At 59.2% G+C, this 19,543-nt stretch carries 19 protein-coding genes and 1 pseudogene; 7 read left to right on the top strand and 13 right to left on the bottom strand.

Annotated elements, in window-relative coordinates; translation table 11 throughout:
• Positions 1–145 precede the first annotated feature (145 nt).
• From DJ75_RS10755 to DJ75_RS18875, 5 genes and pseudogenes are all read right to left on the bottom strand, one after another.
• Complete coding sequence (locus DJ75_RS10755) at positions 146–1,114, bottom strand: site-specific integrase (protein WP_241881458.1); 969 nt, start codon at positions 1,112–1,114, stop codon at positions 146–148.
• 250 nt (positions 1,115–1,364) lie between these two features.
• Positions 1,365–1,760, bottom strand: a complete 396-nt coding sequence (locus DJ75_RS10765; protein WP_094524454.1) for a hypothetical protein — start codon at positions 1,758–1,760, stop codon at positions 1,365–1,367.
• Positions 1,761–1,832: 72 nt separating this feature from the next.
• Positions 1,833–2,129 (bottom strand): DUF6516 family protein, encoded by a 297-nt coding sequence (locus tag DJ75_RS10770; protein ID WP_094524455.1) that lies wholly within the window; start codon positions 2,127–2,129, stop codon positions 1,833–1,835.
• 427 nt (positions 2,130–2,556) lie between these two features.
• Positions 2,557–2,838: pseudogene (locus tag DJ75_RS10775) on the bottom strand (helix-turn-helix transcriptional regulator).
• Between the two features lie 375 nt (positions 2,839–3,213).
• A complete protein-coding gene (locus DJ75_RS18875; protein WP_198948036.1) occupies positions 3,214–3,888 on the bottom strand; it encodes a helix-turn-helix domain-containing protein in 675 nt (224 codons plus the stop codon).
• A 280-nt stretch (positions 3,889–4,168) separates the two neighbouring features.
• On the opposite strand from DJ75_RS18875, the gene DJ75_RS10790 reads away from it, so the two are divergent.
• On the top strand, positions 4,169–5,128 hold the full coding sequence (locus DJ75_RS10790; protein ID WP_094524456.1) for an NADPH:quinone reductase: 960 nt from the start codon (positions 4,169–4,171) through the stop codon (positions 5,126–5,128).
• Between the two features lie 390 nt (positions 5,129–5,518).
• On the opposite strand, the gene DJ75_RS10795 is transcribed toward DJ75_RS10790, so the two are convergent.
• From DJ75_RS10795 to DJ75_RS10815, 5 genes are all read right to left on the bottom strand, one after another.
• Complete coding sequence (locus DJ75_RS10795) at positions 5,519–5,941, bottom strand: twin-arginine translocation signal domain-containing protein (RefSeq protein ID WP_094524457.1); 423 nt, start codon at positions 5,939–5,941, stop codon at positions 5,519–5,521.
• Complete coding sequence (locus tag DJ75_RS10800; RefSeq protein ID WP_176451441.1) at positions 5,938–6,714, bottom strand: CPBP family intramembrane glutamic endopeptidase; 777 nt, start codon at positions 6,712–6,714, stop codon at positions 5,938–5,940. The genes DJ75_RS10795 and DJ75_RS10800 overlap by 4 nt, the downstream gene beginning before the upstream one ends.
• Before the next feature lie 73 nt (positions 6,715–6,787).
• Positions 6,788–7,561, bottom strand: a complete 774-nt coding sequence (locus tag DJ75_RS10805) for a CPBP family intramembrane glutamic endopeptidase (RefSeq protein ID WP_141212018.1) — start codon at positions 7,559–7,561, stop codon at positions 6,788–6,790.
• A gap of 1,085 nt (positions 7,562–8,646) precedes the next feature.
• On the bottom strand, positions 8,647–9,501 hold the full coding sequence (locus DJ75_RS10810) for an ABC transporter permease subunit (RefSeq protein WP_094524460.1): 855 nt from the start codon (positions 9,499–9,501) through the stop codon (positions 8,647–8,649).
• Positions 9,498–10,523, bottom strand: coding sequence for an ABC transporter ATP-binding protein (locus DJ75_RS10815; protein WP_094524461.1), 1,026 nt, complete (start codon positions 10,521–10,523; stop codon positions 9,498–9,500). Before DJ75_RS10815 ends, DJ75_RS10810 begins: the two co-directional genes overlap by 4 nt.
• A 373-nt stretch (positions 10,524–10,896) precedes the next feature.
• Here DJ75_RS10815 and DJ75_RS10820 point away from each other — a divergent pair, with 373 nt between their 5' ends.
• Positions 10,897–11,559: a hypothetical protein gene (locus DJ75_RS10820; RefSeq protein ID WP_094524462.1), complete on the top strand. Its 663-nt coding sequence runs from the start codon at positions 10,897–10,899 to the stop codon at positions 11,557–11,559.
• 174 nt (positions 11,560–11,733) lie between these two features.
• On the opposite strand, the gene DJ75_RS10825 is transcribed toward DJ75_RS10820, so the two are convergent.
• From DJ75_RS10825 to DJ75_RS18260, 3 genes are all read right to left on the bottom strand, one after another.
• Positions 11,734–12,153, bottom strand: a complete 420-nt coding sequence (locus tag DJ75_RS10825; RefSeq protein ID WP_094524463.1) for a DUF4260 domain-containing protein — start codon at positions 12,151–12,153, stop codon at positions 11,734–11,736.
• A 231-nt stretch (positions 12,154–12,384) separates the two neighbouring features.
• Entirely contained in the window at positions 12,385–13,068 is a 684-nt protein-coding gene (locus DJ75_RS10830) for a helix-turn-helix domain-containing protein (protein ID WP_094524464.1), read from the bottom strand.
• 88 nt (positions 13,069–13,156) lie between these two features.
• Positions 13,157–13,726, bottom strand: a complete 570-nt coding sequence (locus DJ75_RS18260; RefSeq protein ID WP_094557129.1) for a hypothetical protein — start codon at positions 13,724–13,726, stop codon at positions 13,157–13,159.
• A 431-nt stretch (positions 13,727–14,157) separates the two neighbouring features.
• Between DJ75_RS18260 and DJ75_RS10835 the strand changes: the two genes are divergently transcribed.
• The 5 genes from DJ75_RS10835 to DJ75_RS10855 all read left to right on the top strand — a co-directional run bounded on the left by DJ75_RS10835 (position 14,158) and on the right by DJ75_RS10855 (position 19,075).
• On the top strand, positions 14,158–14,844 hold the full coding sequence (locus tag DJ75_RS10835; RefSeq protein WP_094524465.1) for a helix-turn-helix domain-containing protein: 687 nt from the start codon (positions 14,158–14,160) through the stop codon (positions 14,842–14,844).
• Positions 14,845–14,954: 110 nt separating this feature from the next.
• Positions 14,955–16,004 (top strand): ATP-binding cassette domain-containing protein, encoded by a 1,050-nt coding sequence (locus DJ75_RS10840; protein WP_094524466.1) that lies wholly within the window; start codon positions 14,955–14,957, stop codon positions 16,002–16,004.
• Positions 16,001–16,918 carry an ABC transporter permease gene (locus DJ75_RS10845; protein WP_094524467.1) on the top strand — a complete coding sequence of 306 codons (918 nt, stop codon included), beginning with the start codon at positions 16,001–16,003 and terminating at the stop codon, positions 16,916–16,918. Before DJ75_RS10840 ends, DJ75_RS10845 begins: the two co-directional genes overlap by 4 nt.
• A gap of 76 nt (positions 16,919–16,994) precedes the next feature.
• On the top strand, positions 16,995–17,987 hold the full coding sequence (locus DJ75_RS10850) for a transposase (RefSeq protein WP_094524468.1): 993 nt from the start codon (positions 16,995–16,997) through the stop codon (positions 17,985–17,987).
• A 572-nt stretch (positions 17,988–18,559) separates the two neighbouring features.
• A complete protein-coding gene (locus DJ75_RS10855) occupies positions 18,560–19,075 on the top strand; it encodes a DUF5518 domain-containing protein (protein ID WP_094524469.1) in 516 nt (171 codons plus the stop codon).
• Positions 19,076–19,543: the final 468 nt, after the last annotated feature.

Below are 19,543 nucleotides of genomic sequence, written 5' to 3' on the forward strand. Positions count from 1 at the left end.
GAACACCCTCAGTTCGGCGAGTGGTTTCGATGGTATCGAATCCATTTCTGCAAAGCCAAACCAAGGAGAGACCGCAACAATAAGTTCCATTCCTCGTTCCCACCAGATACTCCTGAGATGGCGTTCTCAGGCGTTGGACGGCCGCTTATCCGTCGATCTGATTTAGAGCTTCGGTTGCAGCGTCACCGAGTTCGCCGGCTTCGATGTGTGAGCAGCGCTCTCGTACCATCTCTTCGGAGTTATCGAGATACCGGGCCGCCACCGTGTACCCGAACGCACGGACGAGGACCTCACCCATCCCGCGTCGACCACCGTGCGGAGCGAGATAGTCGTGTTTCGGATGGTCGATGTCAATTTCTGCAGATTCCGAGAGCCGCTGGAGAATCGACCTAGCGCCGTCAGTCGTGATCGACGGCGGCTGAATATTCTCATCAAGCGCCAGCAGCAGGTCGCGAGTATATTCTTCACGGTGTTCAGTAATTGCTTCTGGGCGTTCCCCTCGTTCGGCTAGCTCTTCCCGAACGAGCTCCGCAAGCGTCCGTTGGTCGAACGTCGGAAACACTGGCCACCGGTCCGTCGGCCGGTCCATCAGCTGGCGGTAGCTCCGCAGCGGCGAGAGCACCGGGTCGGGGAGACTCGCGGCGTCCCATTGCTGTTTTTTCCGATAGACGTCCATACTCCCGTCGTCAAGTGAGAGGTCCTCCCAGCGGACGCCGTGCCGGCGCGGGTCATTGGGGTCCCGGAGGAGTTCGCCGACGCGGACGGCGGTGTACGCGAGGACGAACACCAGAGCCCGGTCACGAGCCGTCTTTAGTGCCGCGTAGCGCGCTCGCTGCTTGTTGAGGCGGTCAGTACCCTGTGGGAGTGTCGTGTACGCCTCGACGGCGGCGCGGGCCCGTTCGTCGACGTGGCGGGTGAGGGCGTGGCGCTGTTCCGACGTCCAGGCCTGCTGGTCGCCGGGCTTGCGGCCGTCGTCCTCCGAGCGGGCGACCGAACTCAGCGACGAGGGCCGGTCGGCGACGCGGCGCGCCGTCGAAGAACTCCACGCCGTCGAGGATCGCTCTCGGTCCGCAACGGAGGCCGTCGGCCAGCTCGAAGACGGGATGGAGCGCATCGGCGTCACCACGGCGTGAGGCGAACAGCGACACGCTCGGCCGGGTCGGGATCCCCGTCCGGCGTCGCAGCCGAGAGCGTGAGGACCCAGTCGTCACCGGGCTCACCGTCGGTCGCTGGCCCGAGGGCGACCGTCCCCGCGAGGTCGTCGTCGACGTAGTACCACTCTGCGTCCCGATCGACGTGGTAGTGTCCGTCAGGTCGCGGCTCCTCGGGATCGATGTCGTCACCCCTCGTGTTTCTCCGTAGAGTCAGGCGTTCGCCTTCGGGCCCTGTCCGGACTTAGTCGTGAGCGGGAGGTCCGCGTTGATCTCGTCGTACCACACAACTGGGCGCTTTGCTCGGCCATTTTCCTCGAGTTCGACGAGGCCGTAGTCGGCCAGCTCGTTCACGTTCTCGAGGACCTCTGGCGGGTTCCGGTCAACGAGGCGTGCGAGCTCGCGGATGCTCTCCGGCTCGTGTTCGACGATCGCCTCCAAGAGCTCGAGGTTGGTCGAGCGGAAAACGCGACCGAACGTTTCGAGGTTCTCGATCGACAGCGTCGGCTCACTGGGGTCAACGTCCTCGCCAGCGTCGATCGCTTCGAGACGCTCTTCGAGGTCACTACGGTCGGCGGACTTGATCTGAACGTGGAGTGTCTGGGTCATGGGTGGTGGGGCGTGAGATGGTCGGTTGTGATTGGTCGCGGGTCTGTACGTCAGTCACCGTAGTTGAACGGGCTACCAGTCGTCGCGCTTCTCTTCTGGGAGCGCCGCCCGCCAGGCGCGGAAGATCTCCGCAAGGCCGGGGTAGTCGATCTCGAAGGTCTCACCGCCGAGGTGGAGTTCGTGGACGCCGTGGTGGTTGTCGAACCGGATGATCGGATCATCTGCACCGGCTTCGCCGTAGTGGTAGGCGTACTTGATCCCGTCCTCGAACCGGTCTGAGGTCGGGACCGAAAGCACGCGTATCCGCGCAACGGTGCCGTCGGCGTAGGCTTCAATCTCGTCTTCAAGTACGGTGACATCATCGCTCATCCACACACGTGTCGATGCACTCTGTTCCGATAAGCGTTAGGGTGAAACCTAACAAGAGCAAAGAAACAGATAGCATCCATGACGGCAACATCGAGCGATCGCTCTGTCAGCTGTGAGGCTATACTCAGATGTGGCTAATGCGGTACTACTCGTCATCGGAGTCGTCATCGACGAGACCTAGGAAACTGTCCGTTGCCTGTCTGAGCTACTGCCCGGCTGATACCCTTCTCGAACAGATTCTCGATTCCATCTTTGGACACTCCATTGAAAAATAGTAGAGTCCGGCAATTGAAGCGACACGAGTTAATCTTAACCATAATATTAATCTAAAATACTCTTTCTACGATGTCTGGTGATGCTAAGTGGAGCTCACGCGAGAAGAGCGTGAAATACTAGAGTCGAACAGTCCTCGAACGCAGCGGTTCGATCACCCGTCGTGGTCAATATACCCGGCTTCCCATTCAGTCCGAGCTTCGATCTCTCTAGTGCCCCGGCGAGTAGTGCTGTACTCGTTGGTCCGTCGGTCCCGCTGACTTTTTTCGATGAGTCCCTTCTCAACGAGCGTGTCGAGGTTGGGATAGAGCCGACCATGATGGATTTCCTTTTCTTAGTAGTCCTCGAGCTCGTCTTTGATCGCGAGCCCGTGGGGGTCGTCAAGTCCGGCAACTACGTACAGCAGATCGCGCTGAAAGCCAGTGAGATCGTACATGTCGCAATTTACTCATTCGAGTTTTGAAATACTACTGATCTGGTCCTGTATGGAACTAAGAGATACATCACTCTTCCCGTGGGTCACCAACCGGTATTTCACCATATTCTGGACATGAGACCCATCCCTGTCCGAATGCCCACCCATCCCTTGGTCCGGGCTCCATTCGTGTTCATCCCCACAATGTGGACAGTCTACCAGTGGAGGGTCAATCTCCAGTGCCTCTTGCTGGATGAAATGATTTCCTTGGTAAGAATCACAGTGCTGACAGACGTTCCCCCAGACTTTCTTGCCGAGAGTGTTGCCTCCTATTCGCCCCCTCCTTGGCTACTTGTCGGCACTACAGAGTGTGCTATTCAAGTGCCGGACAGTTCGTCACAGCGATGACGAGAACGTGGCCAGTCCGGCTCTGACGAGTTTTGCCTCGCCTTTCTGGAGATGGTTGCTTGCCGTGTTTGGCGCACAGCCTAACTCTTCGGCGATGTCGGCGTGGGTAGCTTCGCGCGGCGTATCGTAGTATCCCAACTCAACGGCGACTCGGAGCGCCTCCTGTTGTCGGTCGCTCAGCGTCGTTGCCGGGTTCACGTCGGCACTTGGGAACTGCTGAATTGCGTCAATCTGGACGGAAACACTCTCTGGGAGGCTATCAACCGTCGACTGCAGTGTCGCCGGGTCCCCGACAATATGACCGTGTATACGGCCATCACGGTAGACGAGTGGTCGTCGAACAACCATTCCAGTCCGGTCGATCGCGGTTGCGGATCCTCCGAATATCGGGAGCTCCGCGTCACGTAGTTCGATGAGTGCGTACGATACCCGAGCCTCGGCGGCCGAGAGTTCGACCGATTCGACACCAGTCGTCTCCCGTGCTAATTCAGCGAACCGGCTTCCATCGCCGGCGATCGCATATATATGGGTCGAGAGTTCCGAGTCGCCGCGGTTCCAGTCGATAGCCCGTGCTTCGTCGTGAGCCTCTGCATCCAACAGGTACCGCAGGAACGGGGGTGCACGGTCGAGATCTGGACAGACCGTGATCCGGATGTGTTTCATAGCTGTTGACGATGTTCTGTATGACACGCCGTCACGGCTAAAATTCACTCCCTCCACTGAGCGCCTCTGTAGATATGACCCCTCTATTCACCCCATGGGGCCATCTGCTGCTGTCCATCTCCAACATAAACCCCTAGAGTATCATCCACAGAACCGCTACTGGAGATGCCTCCCATGCGTTAGATGTGATGGCGATGAACCAAACCACGAACGACATGCGAGGGCGCACCGCTCTGGCGAGTACCATCGCGGTAACCCACCTGTCTGAGGTGACCCAATCATGAGAGCCGTTCGCTACCACGACTACGGCAGTGCAGACGTGCTCCAGGTCGATGAGGTCGACCGGCCGACGCCCGACCACGACGAAGTCTTGGTCGAAATGCGGGCGGCCAGTGTCAATCGCGTCGACGTGATGTTCCGTTCCGGTCAGTACGGCGAGCTTCCGCTCCCGTCGATTCCCGGCGGTGACGGTGCAGGGGTCGTTGCGGCGGTCGGCGAGGATGTCGAGGCGTTCGAACCCGGTGACCGAGTCTTCGCATCCGGCATGGATCGTGCCGAGGGCGGCACCTTCGCCGAGTACGCCGCAATCCCGGCGGAGAAACTGGCGCGTCTGCCAGAAGATGTGTCGTGGACGGCCGGTGGTGCCATCGGTAACGTCGGTGCTACTGCCTGGATGGCACTGGAGAACCTCGCCGGCATCCAGGCCGGTGATCGGGTCCTTATCCATGGCGGCTCCGGCGGTGTCGGCCACGCCGCAGTCCAGATTGCTGCACACAGCGGGGCCGAGGTTATCACGACGGCTGGATCGGAGGAGGCTCGGGCCCGGCTTCAGGAACTCGGCGCGACTGTGGCGTTCGATTACGAGAGTGACTCGCTCGCTGAAGACATTCTCGCTGCGACCGACGGTGCCGGTGTCGACACGGTCCTCGACCATCGGCTCGAGGAGTATCTCGACCTCGATCTATCGGTCGTCACCGATGGCGGGACGGTCATCAGCACGATGGGCCACATCCCTGAGACGAACGGGCGGCCACTCTACAACAAAGAAGTGACCATCCAGCCGCTCAAGATGGATAACCATCCGACCCGACGACCGGTGCTGGAACGGCTCGCCCGCTTGATGAGACAGGACGTCTTGGCGCCTGTCGTCGCCGACACGTACGCGTTCGAGGATACGGCTCGGGCCCACCACGAGATACTTGCCGGCGGGTACGTGGGGAAGCTCGTCGTAACCCCGTGACCAGCGAATAATAATAAAATACCGTTGGTTGTATGATTAGTTGTGGTTCCGCCACTCAGTAGATTACAGGATCGAGCAACCCATGGATTCCCTCGTGCTTCACAACGGAACAATCGTTACCGTCGATGAAGACAACCGTATCATCAAAAACGGGACCGTTCGAGTCGGCAGCGACGGTTGGATTACGGCGATATTGCCAAAGGGGGTCCCTCGGAGTTCGAAGAGGGGTGACCGTCCCGTAACGACCGTTCCCAAGAGACCGGACAGTATGATTCCGAGGAGCCCAGAGGGCGAGTCCGGCGAGGATGCGTAGCGGCATCCGGAGTCGGCCTTCGGTGGCGTTCCAGACGAACCCTCGGGGATGTGCCGTCTTCAGAATCCGACGCACGTTCATGACGACTCACACCGTTTCGATGGGACCACATTCCTCACGCCGTCCCGATTGGTTAGCCGGAGTTCGAACACTAACGAGGGACACTCCGCCAAGTTCGACCACCGCGTGACCTGCTTCCAGGTGGGGCGGTCTTCCCTGTCGTCTTCAACCGCGACCTGATAGGTGTCGTCGGGATACCCTACACTGGTGAACGTCCGCCCGATGCCCGGTTCGATGTCCTCGCCGGCGAGCGATTCGACGACGTCACCGGCCTGGTTCGTGACGGTCACTGCGACTGTGTGCGTGACCTCCTCCTCGTTGGTAACGATCACCGTGAGGTCGCCGATGCCGTCCTCCGAGCCGACGCAGCCAGCCAGCGCCACGAGTGACCCGGCAGCCGTGGTTCCCGCCACGGCGCCGAGGAAGCTGCGGCGATTCATGGCCTCGTCCTGCTCCCAGCGGGCCGTGTGGCTGTATTGGCCAGCATTCCATCGTCAACGACCCTGAGGTTGCGATCAGTCCAGAGGAGCCACGTCCCGAGAATGGCGACCCCGAGGACGACGACGATGTTGACGGGAACGAACACCGCCATCGCCTCGGCGGTAAGGAACGCCGGAAAGGAATTCTGGAGGAAGTGCCATCCGACCAGCGGCCACAGCGTCCCCAGTCTGAACGCGATTGCCGCGAGCCCGATCCCCGAGGCGGCGCTCAACACGCCGACGAGCAGCACTTCACTCAGTGGTACGCCCACCGCGAGCAGCGAGAGGTGGGAGACGCCGAAGAGGAAACTGGCCGCGAGGGCGGCGAGAATCCGGCCTCGCGACTCGAAACTCCGGAGGACGACACCCCGGTATAGGAGCTCCTCTGAGACGGCCGCGCCGAGAGCGAACCCGACGACGACAAGTACAACGACACCGGCCGTCGAGAGGGACTGTCCATCAAGGATCGTGAACTCCGGGACCGCGAAGGGCGCCGGCGTGAGCGCAAGGGTTACTCCCAGCGGGACGAGCAACAGGGCGGCCAACACGAGGAGATACCGGCGACCCCCGGACGCTATCGGTGTAGTCAGCCGGACCTTCTGCCACCAGCCCAGCCAGGCGACCAGGCCGACGACGAGTGCGACGAACAGCCAGTTGACGACGACCCGGATACCGATGACGGAGAGTCCGGGTGCGAGCGTCTCGACCAGGGGTCTGGCGAGTACGCCGAACACCAGCATCGCCGAAAGAATACCGACGTACAACTGTACCGGGCGCGATTGGAAATATCTCAGTTGCATCCCCTAATCACGCTCCGAGAGCAGCGACCAGTGCCAGGCTGACGCCGATCGCGTTGATCAGGCTGTGGATCGCGATGACCACGACGAGGTTCTGGGTGCGCTCGTAGATCGCACCGAGGATGACCGACCCGACGGCGATGCTCAGAAGGGCGAAGAAGACGCCCAGCGAGAGGAGATCCGAGCCGCCGATCCAGTAGCTCGGAACGTGTCCCAGCGTGAAGCCGACGGAAACGATGGCGATGGCCGGTACTGGTCCCATCTGTTCGCGGAGGCGGCCCTGGACGATACCCCGGAAGAAGTACTCCTCGATGGGGCCGACGATGAACAGTACGCCTAAGAGCGCAAATCCGTACACCAGAACCGGTCGTTCGGCGGCAGCAGCGGTGATGAAGTTCGTTGGCGGTATCGCATTGACCAATTGCATCCCGATCTCGATCAGGATTGCGGCGACAAGCGAAATGACGATACCCGCGACAATCCAGCCGCTCTCGCGCACCGTCGGGAGCCATCGCGGCACGTGGACGGTAACCGGTCGGATACGGTGGTACGCGACGCCAATTAGGCCGATGGCTATAGTTGCGAGGAGGCCACCGCCGATGTACGTAAACGCAAGGTCGCCACCGTACCCGAACTGTGCCTGCACGAGCTTGAAGCCCTCGACGATGGCCAGCGGCGGGATCGCGGCGGCAAATAGTAGCCCGAGTGCGACGAGAATCGCCCGTCGCGGGCTATCGGCAGTTCGGGGCTGTATATCCGGCTGGTTGTGATTTGAAGTTGACATGATGAACACCGCAACGAAGCGCGATGCTTCCGTTATTGCTCGAACCTATATACGGGAGGACGACTCCTGAAGACGTAGGCCGTATCCATCCGCCTTTTAAATACACCTTCTTGATCCGGTCGGAATCGAGCCCGCGCGGGTACTGTGCTGTTCTGGTTGCTGCGGGGAATCCGGTAAGCTGGGTACTACCAGCTCGGCAACCCAGCGATTGAGTATATGACGGTCGAGGCGGAACCGTTTTTGAAAATGGCAGCGAGGTCACTATTGACATCCTCTTCCGCGTGAACGCGGAGGAATCCCGAGCGTTGGGAATTTCAGGTTCGCAACCATGAGTCCGGTTTCTTCTTCGGGAACTCGTTTAACCCATCACGAAACGGTGGCTGACTGGCGGTGCCAAACCGCCGGTACTCCTATCCTCTATGTCGTTGATTTCCACCGGTTGTTTTTGCCAGCAGGGAATGGCTGACACGTCAGTGGACTTGGAGTTACCTTTGGGCTTGCTCGACCAACAGGCACAGACGAACGCTTCTGGCATTCGCGTTCACCGTGTTGGTGTTTCGGATATTGTCTCATTAGCGGCGGCGAGGCCACCTCCGAAGGCCGTTCGGAATCGCTTCGTTCCGACTTGGCCGTACTCTTTGATACGAATTGACTCCACTTGAAACTGCGGACTTTGGAAACTCGGGAATGCCACCGAACAATGGTTCGTAAAGAGTTCTGTCGGATTCATCCAGCGGCTGAAGCCGCAGGTATTCTCCTCGAATCTCTATAAGGTTGATCACCAACTTGTCGGCTGCGTCGGAGTCAAGTACGATCCAGTAATTAGGTCAGAGAAGCTCCGCTTTGTAGTTTTCTGAAATCAAACCAGATACCAGAAAAAGGAAATCCTAATCTCGATACTCGGAGATAATCGCACCGAGCACCCCGATTGTAAACCCGAGAATGATCAGCCAAACGGCCAACCGAGCGGGTATCTCGATAACGGGACGAATCCAGAGGAAACCACCAGTAACGACGAACAAGAGGCCCAGTAACAGCCAGTTTGTCGTATTTATGAGATATTGTGATGTGTGTGAATAGTGTGGTCAGAGGTCTGCGGCGGCAAAGCGCCGGTAGCCGAGCACCAGCGGAACGACGAGCCAGAGCGCGAGCACCGCGATGCTAGCCCACCCCGTGAGATAGAACGGGACCGCACCGTCCAGCATTCCGCCGAGAGTCAGGGCCGCCGCGGTACCGTTACCGAGGAACCACCCGAGGGCGTTCTGGTAGGCGGCCGATGGCGTGACGATGTTGAGGAACGCATACCAGCCCGGCACCGTCGCGATTCCGCCGAAGGAGAACCCGTTCACAACGAACATGACTGCCGGGGCTAGGAGATCGCCGAGGAACTCGAGGAGGACGAACACGCCGACCCCAAACGCCATCGCCCGCCCGCCGCTCCCCGTCGTCGCGGAGACGGCGACCATGATGCCCACGTACACGAGGGCAAATAGGAGCGTAACCGCGGCGAAGATCGCGTAGTCGACTGGCGAGAACGTCGGGAACAACGCGACGATCACCGCGAGCGTGACGGCGAGGCCGACGAGGATGGCAACCGCGAGCACCGCAGTACGGCCGATGAGCTTCCCGAGAACCACGTCCGCGCGGCTGTGTGGGAAGCCCAACAGGAGCTTGCTAGAGCCGCGTTCGCGTTCGCCGGCGATCGCTCCCGCACCGATGACGATCGCCGCGACCGAGACGAACAGCGTCATCACGGCCAGCAGGAGCGTCAGGTAGCCGAGGGTGCTCAGTTCACCGATATCCTGACTGAGTTCCGGGACGGTAGCGTAGAGGACCGCCAGCCCTGCAGAAAGGAGGACGAACGCGGCGGTGATTGCCCAGAGGGCCTTCGAGAGCCTCGCGTCCCGGAAATCCTTCCGAGCGACGACGGCCCAGCTCACGCGCGCACCTCCTGGCCGTCGGCCGAGGGAGTCACGACTTCGCTGTCGTCCTCGTCTGCGCTGCTCGTGGCCGTGTCGTCATCCGTCGTGTAGGCCGCGAACATCTCCTCGAGGGAGGTCTCCTCGACATCGAAGTCGACCACGGTCCCGCCGGCCGCCTCGACGGCGTGTATGACCGCCGTCTTCGCGTCCGGCGCACACATCACGGTCACGCGAGTCTCGCTGTCGGCGTGAACGCCGGTCACGTCCGGAAGGGTAGCGACCGCGTCAACCATATCGTCGGTCACTGACTCGACGGTGAGGACCAGTCGAGTGTCGGTCCCCAGCGCATCCCGAAGCGCGTCGATGGTGTCGACGGCGACCAGTTCGCCGTTCCGGAGGATCCCGACGCGGTCACAGACTGCCTCGACCTGTTCGAGGATGTGCGAGGAGAAGAACACCGTCGCCCCGCGGTCGCGCTCCGCCCGAATGATCTCGCGCATCTCGCGCGCCCCGTTCGGGTCAAGCCCAGTCGACGGCTCGTCGAGGATCAGCAGCTCCGGCGAGCCGGCCAGCGCCATCGCGAGGACGAGGCGCTGTTTCATCCCCTTCGAGAAGCCGCCGGCCTTCCGGTCGGCCGCGTCGGCAATACCGACGCGCTCTAGCAGTTCGATCGGATCGTCGTCACTCTCTTTCGATGCGATTGCGAATTCGAGGTGCTGTCGAGCCGTCAGCCGATCGTAGAGGTGATAGCCGTCCGGGAGTACGCCGACCGCCTGTCGCACGGCCAGCGACTCCGTCTGTGCGTCGTCGCCCAAGACGGTCGCCGTCCCTGCCGACGGGCGGACGAAGTCAAGGAGAATGTCGATGGTTGTCGACTTCCCGGCGCCGTTGGGCCCGAGGAACCCGAAAATCTCTCCCTCGCGGACTGTCAAGGAAACGTTATTGAGCGCAGTGACGTCGCCGTACTGCTTGCTTAGTCCGACAAGCTCAATTGCGATTCCGTCAGAACGGTGGCCGAGTTGTTCATCATGCTGACTCATACAGCACTCAATACGGGAGGAGGCCGCAAGATTGTGCTCGCCGTACCTATCCGCGTTTTATATACTCTTTGTCTTCACCAACGCAGAGGACGGCCGTCGCCTGATTATTTAACTACCGGATGGGTACGGCACCAATCATCAGTCAACCCCCGTTATATACTTGGCTGAGATGAGTACTCAAGCTAGTCCGTCGAATCGACAGTTCTTGACTCGCCGCGCGTTCATCGGCACCGGAGCCCTCGTGGCCGTCGGATCGTTGTCCGGCTGTCTCGCTCGCGGCCCTTTCCAGCGGGACGAGGTGACAGAGGCCGTTACAGGTACATTTGCGCCACCCGATGTACAAGAAATACGGGTCACCAACGCCATCGGCGACGTGACCGTACGAGCGGTGAACACCGACGAGATCGGGGTCCGCGTTCTCAAACGTTCGGTCGTCGGTGCTCGGGGTCTCGAAGACATTACCGTTCGGATCGGGGTCGAGAGCGGCGTCCTCACCGTCGAAACGAGTCTCGCGGACGAGGTGACGTGGTTCACCCGCTCCTCGCCGGGGACGGATGTATCGATTACCGTGCCACAGGGCACTGCCGGACCGATCGTCTCCTCGGCCGCCTCTCGGCTCGGGAACGTCTCCCTGTTCGATACTCGCGGCGATACGATCGCCCGAACGAATCTGGGGGACGTGACTGCCGCGCGCGTCGACGGCTACCTCACTCTCGAGTCGGAGCTCGGAACGATCCTCGCCGACGACGTGACGGGGTTAGACCGCGTCCGAACCGAACTCGGCCAGATCAAAGTCGAGGTGGCGGGCCTCCGAACGGATGTCGAGATCGGCACCCGGATGGGCGACGTCGTCGTCGGCGTCGCCGAGACGCTGGACCTCGACGTGGTAGCCGAGTCCGACGCCAGTGTCGACTCCGACCTCCCGCTCACCGGAGGCCGGTCCGAGCGCCGGCGGGTTACCGGTCGGCTCAACGCCGGCGGGTCCCGCCTCCACGTCTTCAGCGACGTGGGCGAGGTCTCCCTGCGGATGATGTGAGGAGACGGGGTGTCGAGGACGTATCGAATGGCCCCTATTTTAAATTTAGAAATCCGAATTTGGCGATATCAGTCACAGAATCGGTTACCCCGGTACCGGCAGCCCCGAAACGGTTCGTTGAGGAGCCGCTGTACGGACAGTTCGAGCCTCGGAAACGTTGTTTGTGGCTTCGTTTCAGTCGTTTCTCGTCCCGGCGGCGTCGGAGACAGCTTCGGCGGGGTTCCCCGCCGGAGTGCCGGGGTCGGTCGCACCGGAGAGGTGCGTGTGTTTGAATCCGGTCGGATACTTTAGTCCGTAGCCAACCGCACGGTCAACTCCGATGTGAGCGGCCCAGATGAGTGCGACCCATATGACGGTCGCCATGCCGAACCACATCCCAGCCGCCCCGAGTGCGACTGGCGTGAGGTACGTGTGGAACGCGTTATAGACGGCACTGCCGACCCGAGGGCCAGCGAGGTACGCCACCATCGAGATGTCGGGGGCGAGCGCAAGGATCACGAACAGCCACAGCGGGCCACCAATCGTGAAATATGCTACCGTCGCCACAGCGGCGATCCCAGCCCCTTCTAACCGAAGTATGAATTTCGGGTACATGCCACGATTACGCTGGCCGAGAATAAATACTCGTAGTGAAGTGTGTGAACGAAGTCGCGTGACGGTTGTCGTCATTCCCGCTCTGCTGACTACATCCTCTGTATCTTGCATGCCAATACTGACACCGACAGTAGATTTCAACAAGCCCGACCGCGTAATTGTTGAAGCCGTCACCGGTGGCTCGTGTCTGTTACTGAGCGGGCTACGACTCGAATCTTCAGACCTGAAGGTTCACTCAGTTTTTGAGGTGCCATCTCGATCGATGGGCATAGCCGCACGTAGCGTGTCGCCGATGAGCGTGTGATGGGCCCGGCGCAAGCGGTCGGAGAGCGACTGCGGCGTGATACCCAGTTCCTCGGCCACGGCCGCCATCGACGCTTCACGCGGAAGATCGAAGTATCCCATCTGCCAGGCCGTCACCAGTGCGTCTTGTTGTTTCGGGGTGAGCCCGAATCTGCTACCGGTCTTGGCGTAGGTCATCTCGTGGAGGCGCACCAAGTCGAACGAGAATCCCCGGTCACGGAGGAAACGGGTGAACTCGCCGATACGTGCCTGGCTGTCGAATCGGATTCGGAGACCCCATCCATTAGCGTCTCCCCTGGCTTTGAGGATTGATGTTCCATCGCTCGTATACTCTTGGGCGAGGGATTCGACGTGGTCACCCCACGTCGCGCGGTACGTAGTGAGATTCTCGGCGTCTTGCATCCGGTGGAGGGTGTCGATCGAGTCGTCCGCACGGGCGGCGGTTTCGAAGGCCGCGTTCGATACCCCCGAGACGACGAAATACGGGGTCAGAGACTCCATATCCGAGGCGACAAGCCGGTCGATCTCGACCACCGTCGTCGGCTCGGCATCGAACGTTTCGGAGAGAGCGAGGGCTCTTGGAGGCACGCGGAACTCTCCAAATATGCTCATAGAGTAACAATTCTAAATGGGATTGAATAACTGTTCGGGAGGCAGTATAGTGTCAGCAGAGCTGAAGAGTCGGCACACGATTATCAACTTAGTCCTGTCGGCGTGCGCGACGGTGAACGAGGCCACCGAGAGCCGCCCAAGCGACTCCAAACGGCACGAGAAGATTATTGGACTGCAGTAACAGCATTCGCAGCGCCGCCGGCAGAACGTCGTAGGGGAGGAGCATCCCCATTGGAAGCACGGCTGCGAATACGAGAAGCACAGCCGTAATCGTCGGGCGATCAGGATCCTTCCACAGGCCGATTCCGAGCAAGCCTGCTCCGACGACCACGAGACTATATCCCCCATATGCAGCAATGAGAAACAGCGTATTCTCTCCGGCTGCGGGCACTACCCGGAAGCCAGCCGACACCGACGCGGTGACAGCCCGAACGTGTAGTCCTGCGACCAGAACCATCCCGGAAGCTACCACTCCGAGGCCGATTCGGCCAATTCGCCCGTACTGGTCGCCGAGAGTAGCTGGCACTCCGATCACCCCGCCTATCATCAGCGTCCAACCCAGTAGCCTGAAGACGTCGAATACGGTCGCATCGTATGGTCTGGTACCGAAGACGACGGGTTCCAGCAACGACGAGGCGGTCCAGCAGAACACTCCCACGACCGCACCGGTACCACACCACGCTATCGTCGAGGAATGCACCCTGCTACCGCTTGCTCGTCTACGAACCATCGAAACCCTGCCCGTCGGTCACGGATCCACTCTCTTCGGAGTCGAATTCGGGCGTGTATATCATCAGGCTATGAGGTCAAGACGTGAATCTCCGCGTGAGGATGCCGTTTGAAAGATGGTATTAGCCATTTATACTGGCTATCTTATATTCGGTCGAACGTCAACATCCTTTCGTCGTACCCATTCGTAAGTGGTGTACAGTTAGGATAATCACGTGCTCGTTACCTAGCCGAGTCTATTTGCAATATTCCGGAGGGTGTCATAGAACTTTTCGCACAGTGTCGACAATTGCCGACTAAGCGGCGATGAGCGGGCAATCGTTCCAAGTTGTATATCCGTGATGGTGGGTATTGAGAGATATGGGTCTCATCGCTGAATACGAGATCACCTGTGAGCGTCTCCCGCTGGTGGGGGTCGCAGGGGATGTTCCAGAAGCAACGCTGGATGTCGAACTCCAGCCCAATCACGGGAATCATCCACCGTTCATCGTGCACGCGACGCATGAAACGCCCGCGTCGATAGAGCAAGCATTCGAGTCATCATCGTTCGTTGCGGAGTATACTCTGATCGGGCAGGCAGGCGAAACGTGTCGATATCAGGTTTTGCCGGCTCTGGGAATGGAAGCCCAACTCGGCGATCATATCAAGGATCCCTCAGAGCTCCGTGCACTCGCCACTACCGACTCTATTATTGACCGAATCCGCGTCACGCCGACCGGGTGGATACAAAGTGGATGGTTCAACGATAAGGCGGTGTTGGACGAGTTTCGCACGTTCTGGCAGCGTAACGGTGAATTCGCCTTGCGGCGACTCACGTACGATGGCGAGGCCGCAGAAGCGGGCGATGGACTTACTGACCAGCAGCGTGAGGCACTGCGAATCGCCTACGAGATGGGGTACTTCGACATTCCGCGAATGGCAACGCTCGATGAAATCGCTGGCGAGATTGGGATCACCGCCTCGTCGCTCTCCGAGCGTCTCCGTCGGGCACAAACCCACCTCATCGAAACAACTGTTGCGTCGACGTGGCCGCCGCTCCCCGAGTGAGATTTCGGTTTCTCCTGCGCCGCATATAAACTGCCGCACAAGTGAGAGACAGGCTTAGCGGGGACTCCTCCGAAGTATGGCATACCCCTATGGAGTCGCAACCTCCCCGAATGCAGGTCGATCGTGTACGCCAGCCAAACGAAGAGCAACTTGCCATTGATGCGGCCGATATACATGTCACATATGCGGATGGGACGGAGGCCGTTCGCGGTGTCGATCTCACTGTTGAGAAGGGCGAATTCTTCGGCTTTCTGGGTCCGAATGGTGCCGGAAAGACGACGACTATCAAGACCCTCGTGACACTGCTCCATCCGAATCACGGTTCGGTGACCATCAACGGATATGACGTCGAAACGGAGCCACAGGCGGTGTCTGAATCCATCGGCTACATGGCTCAAGAGACCAGCGTCGACGAGGAACTCACCGCGCGTGAGAACATTCAATTTGCTTGCAAGGTGTATGGGGTCCCAGCCTCCGAGCAAGATGAACGTATCGAGAAACTTCTCGATTTGGTCGGTCTCACGGACGTTGCTGACAAGCGGGCAGAGAACTACTCCGGCGGGATGAAAAAGCGACTGGACGCTGCCACCGTCCTCGTGCATCGACCGCCGCTGGTGTTCCTTGATGAACCGACGACCGGGCTCGACCCTGAAGCCAGAATGCGCCTTTGGAACTACTTCGAGCAGCTCAACGAACACGGAACGACCGTGTTTCTCACGACACAGTATCTCGAAGAAGTGGACCGTCTCTGCGACCGCCTGTCCGTGATTCAGGACGGGAAAATTATCGCAACTGACACCCCGGACGCTCTCAAGTCGGCTGTTGGTGGCGACATTCTTGACCTAGCACTAGAAGACTCGTCCAGACAAGAGACAGAACGCGCAATAGAAGTAGTGCGTGAATCGGACGCCCTCGAAGCGGCGACTATTGAAACAACGGACGATGGATTCACCATCACAGCCGAAGACGCTCGGGAAGCTGTAGGTGACCTCTTCGTCGCGCTGCACAAGGCTGACGTCGTAGTCACTGGATTCGATGTCCGGTCGCCCACGCTTGATGACGTGTTCCTTACGCTCACTGGTGAGAGTCTGGAGGCTTCCAACCAAGACGGGGCGAACGAACAGAGAGTTACTGTCCCTGAACAGGAGGTGGCCGAATGAGCAATATCACCGATGAGGGTGATGTCTCTGGTAGCGATACCGCACAGAAAGCTCCGGGGAACAGCTCTGTGGCAGACATGCAGATCAGTGTCAAACGGTGGCTCGTCAAGACATCCCGGAACCCCTTCGTGACGTTCTCATCGCTGATCCAGCCGGTCATCTTCTTCGTGTTGATGGCTGAAGTCCTCGGCGCTATTGTCAGCGGCGCACTGGCTCAGACGGTCGGTAGTGACATCAACTACATCACGTACCTCACCCCAGCCATCGTGATTCAGTCCGCGCTCGCTGCGGCTGCGGTCTCCGGTATCGGATTAGTCGACGACATGGACACGGGAATGTTCGAGAAACTCCTCGCCTCACCGATGGACCGGGGTGCCATGTTCCTCGGCAAAGTCCTGTCGGAGGTGGTCCGAATTGTCGTCCAGACCACAATCATCCTCTTGCTTGGCTACGTGATGCTGTATCTCCAGTCAGGCGCGTCGGTCGGGAGCTATCTCCGGACAGGGCTACTGGGTTTCATTGGCGTCATAGCGATTGCAGTGATATTCGGTGGCGCGTTCATGGCGTTCTCGAATATCGTCGCGCTCGTAACGCATGATCAAGAGGCGACGACCATGATCGCCAATCTTCTGACGTTTCCGCTGTTGTTCATCTCCAGTGCGTTTGTCCCGCTTGAGGTTCTTCCAGGATGGATTCAGTCAGTTGCAGTGGTCAATCCTATCACCTACGGTGTTGACGGTGTTCGAGCGTTCATGCTCGGCCAGAATGTGATGACGGTTTTTTACGTAACGGCCTTCTCGGGTCTCTGGAATACAGTAATTCCTTCTGTCGCCGTTCTCATCGGTTTCAACGTCGTTCTCGGTGGGTTTGCCGTCCACCTGCTCAACCGAGCTTCCAAAGCCAAAGTCCAGTAATCATGTCATTCGTTCTCACATCAATCATATATAAGATAAATATCGAAACCGGCGACCGAAGTGAGTGCTGAGGTAAATGAGTTTGACTATTCTACGAGAGGACTCCTACATTGAGGCGTTTTTCGATATTGTAGAGACGGAGACTCTCGCACTGTTCGAGCATCTTCAATTCGAGTTCCTGACCGAATTCGATGTGTTCGCCCCCACTCCCGAGGGGCGAACACGTGAACACCACCCGCCGGAGCTGTTTCGAGGCTTTCTGCACTGCTACTACAAGGACATCTACGGCATCCGCCCGGTTACACGCGAACTCAACAACGACCCCGTCTGGCTCGGATGTGGCTTTAATCGGCCACCCTCACGAGACGCAGTCGACCGCTTTCTCATCGACCTCGAACACATCGTCAAGGAAGTTTTCGAGCGCCTCGTCAAGCAGGCCGCTCGACGGGGCTTGCTCGACTCTACGTTTTGCATCGATTCGACCGATATCCGGGCTATGCCTACCGATTCCGACGCCTCGAAGAACTACGACCCGACTGCCGAGGAGTACTACTACGGCTACGGCTGCACGGTAGTCTCGACCGGCGCAAAGATTCCGATTGCGGCGGAGTTCACCCAGAGCAAGCAGGCGTCCCAAGAGACGGCGATGCGTGTTACCCGTGACGCGCTCGTCGTCAAGCAGCCGATGTGGATGCTCGGCGACAGCGCCTACGATATCCTCGACTGGCACGATCATTTGCTGAGTACAGGGGTGGTGCCGGTCGTCCCGTACAACCCGCGCAATACCGATGACCCGCTCGACATCGAGTACAGGGTCGAAGACCGCATCGAGACTCACAGTGAGAGTGTCCATCTCAAGCAATCAATTTTAGACGAGACGTACAACCGCCGGTCACAGGCCGAACGAACACTCGGAGCCTGCAAGGACTGCGGCCTCGGGACGCTGCGCGCCAGAGGCCGCGTCCACGCGCGAGCGCAAGTCTTCCTCGCGCTATGTCTCCGGCTGGTCGTCGTAATCACAAACTACGAGCGCGGGGATGCTCCGGGAAGCACGACCATCAGGGTATGAAACAGTTCTAACTCCGCAGAGGGTGCCATAGAACTCTCCACATACCTTCGGTAGTAGCTGAGTGAACGGTAGCTGATAGCAGAGTTTTTGCCAGGGCCTGTGAACCCATGGTAGCCGTCTTCTCCGCTACTATCCACACCATGCTAACCGTTCTATGACACCCTCATATTCCGTCCTACACATGGCGTTCCTGAAGTTTCTCTGGCGGGTGATGTGTTCCACAGTTCAATTCGAGGAGTCCCTGAATCGCACCATAATCTCAGGACGACATCGAGAATACCGACTGTCCTACTGTGTCTCAATATATAATGCACGGATGGATACGGCGGGAGCCATGTGTCCATACAGATCGTATCTATTGGTATGTCCTGAGCAACAATTGATGAAGAGACAGTTGTACAGGATCGTGACGAGCAGACGCAGCCGCTGAGCAGAACGTTCGATGTGGCTATCTCGTTGTTTCTCGTACTCGCAGAGCGGTTTTCGGAGCTGCCGGATACCTCCTCGCCGGGTTCGCGGACGTTGGGCGGGTCACGTCCTGGGTAGCTTCCGGACGGATTACATCGACTGAGATGAGTGACCCCGAACTGATCGACGCGGTCTACGCCTTCATTTGGGGAAACGGAGTCAGCTTGACACTAACCGGCGTGATGCTGGTCGTGGCTGGTATCGCGTTCTTCGGGTTCCAGACCCGCGCGCGTCGACGCTTCGACGCAACCGGGATTGTATCGCCGAGCACGACCGAAAACGCCATCCTCGGGGCGATGGTCACGATCGTCGCGTCGTTCGTGCCGTTCTCCCCCGTCATCGGTGGCGGGGTCTCTGGCTACCTCAACCGCGGATCGGATAGCAGTGCCGTTCGAACTGGTGGCTTGGCTGGCCTATTCGCCACCATCCCGGTCATCACCGTGTTCGCAGTCGTCATCTGGAGTCTCCTGGCGAGCGCCACGGGGCTGACGGCGATCATCGTCGCTACCCTGGCATTCTCGCTGATAATCTCTGTGGCGTACATGGTCGGCCTGAGCATCCTCGGTGCCTACCTGGGCACCCACCCATCGTTCGCTAACACGTTCGGTGACGCCGAATAGAGGGGGGATCGGGTTCAGGCTAGCAGATATCGGCGGCCCCGTCTTCGCCCGAAAATACTACTACTCCCGTTCCGAATATTCTTGGTTCCCCTTTCCGGCTATCGGGGGTTCACGCAGCCTTCATGAGAGTCGTAGTTATCGCGACACCAACCCGAAGACAACGCCAGCGAGTAGACAGCACTAGGGGTTGAAACCTTTCTGCGACGGTACCAGTATATGGAAACTGGATGGATACGACGGGACGGTACCACCCCTGTACCGTACGTCTCTGGTTCGGCCGTGACATCTCGGAGAGTGTAAGGACGCTTGGTGGCACGCGGAACTCTCCGAAGATGCTTCTAGAATAATAGTTCCCAACTGAACTCAATAGCTGTTCGGAAGAGTGTCTGTAGTGGCGAAACCGAGGCTTAGTACGGTGCCACGATGTTTCCCCACTCTCGTCGGCGATCATCCGCGAGGGCTCACTGT

It is taken from the genome of Halorubrum sp. Eb13 (genome assembly GCF_002252895.1).
Lineage (GTDB): Archaea > Halobacteriota > Halobacteria > Halobacteriales > Haloferacaceae > Halorubrum.

Bases quoted from the DNA above. Each gene is read 5' to 3' on its own strand.
- DJ75_RS10830 (WP_094524464.1), bottom strand. From the start codon at position 13,068: ATGAGCATATTTGGAGAGTTCCGCGTGCCTCCAAGAGCCCTCGCTCTC.
- DJ75_RS10805 (WP_141212018.1), bottom strand. From the start codon at position 7,561: ATGTCAACTTCAAATCACAACCAGCCGGATATACAGCCCCGAACTGCC.
- DJ75_RS10855 (WP_094524469.1), top strand. From the start codon at position 18,560: ATGAGTGACCCCGAACTGATCGACGCGGTCTACGCCTTCATTTGGGGA.
- DJ75_RS10755 (WP_241881458.1), bottom strand. From the start codon at position 1,114: ATGCGCTCCATCCCGTCTTCGAGCTGGCCGACGGCCTCCGTTGCGGAC.
- DJ75_RS10790 (WP_094524456.1), top strand. From the start codon at position 4,169: ATGAGAGCCGTTCGCTACCACGACTACGGCAGTGCAGACGTGCTCCAG.
- DJ75_RS10850 (WP_094524468.1), top strand. From the start codon at position 16,995: ATGAGTTTGACTATTCTACGAGAGGACTCCTACATTGAGGCGTTTTTC.
- DJ75_RS10815 (WP_094524461.1), bottom strand. From the start codon at position 10,523: ATGAGTCAGCATGATGAACAACTCGGCCACCGTTCTGACGGAATCGCA.
- DJ75_RS10825 (WP_094524463.1), bottom strand. From the start codon at position 12,153: ATGTACCCGAAATTCATACTTCGGTTAGAAGGGGCTGGGATCGCCGCT.
- DJ75_RS10835 (WP_094524465.1), top strand. From the start codon at position 14,158: ATGGGTCTCATCGCTGAATACGAGATCACCTGTGAGCGTCTCCCGCTG.
- DJ75_RS10765 (WP_094524454.1), bottom strand. From the start codon at position 1,760: ATGACCCAGACACTCCACGTTCAGATCAAGTCCGCCGACCGTAGTGAC.
- DJ75_RS10795 (WP_094524457.1), bottom strand. From the start codon at position 5,941: ATGAATCGCCGCAGCTTCCTCGGCGCCGTGGCGGGAACCACGGCTGCC.
- DJ75_RS10770 (WP_094524455.1), bottom strand. From the start codon at position 2,129: ATGAGCGATGATGTCACCGTACTTGAAGACGAGATTGAAGCCTACGCC.
- DJ75_RS18875 (WP_198948036.1), bottom strand. From the start codon at position 3,888: ATGAAACACATCCGGATCACGGTCTGTCCAGATCTCGACCGTGCACCC.
- DJ75_RS10840 (WP_094524466.1), top strand. From the start codon at position 14,955: ATGCAGGTCGATCGTGTACGCCAGCCAAACGAAGAGCAACTTGCCATT.
- DJ75_RS10845 (WP_094524467.1), top strand. From the start codon at position 16,001: ATGAGCAATATCACCGATGAGGGTGATGTCTCTGGTAGCGATACCGCA.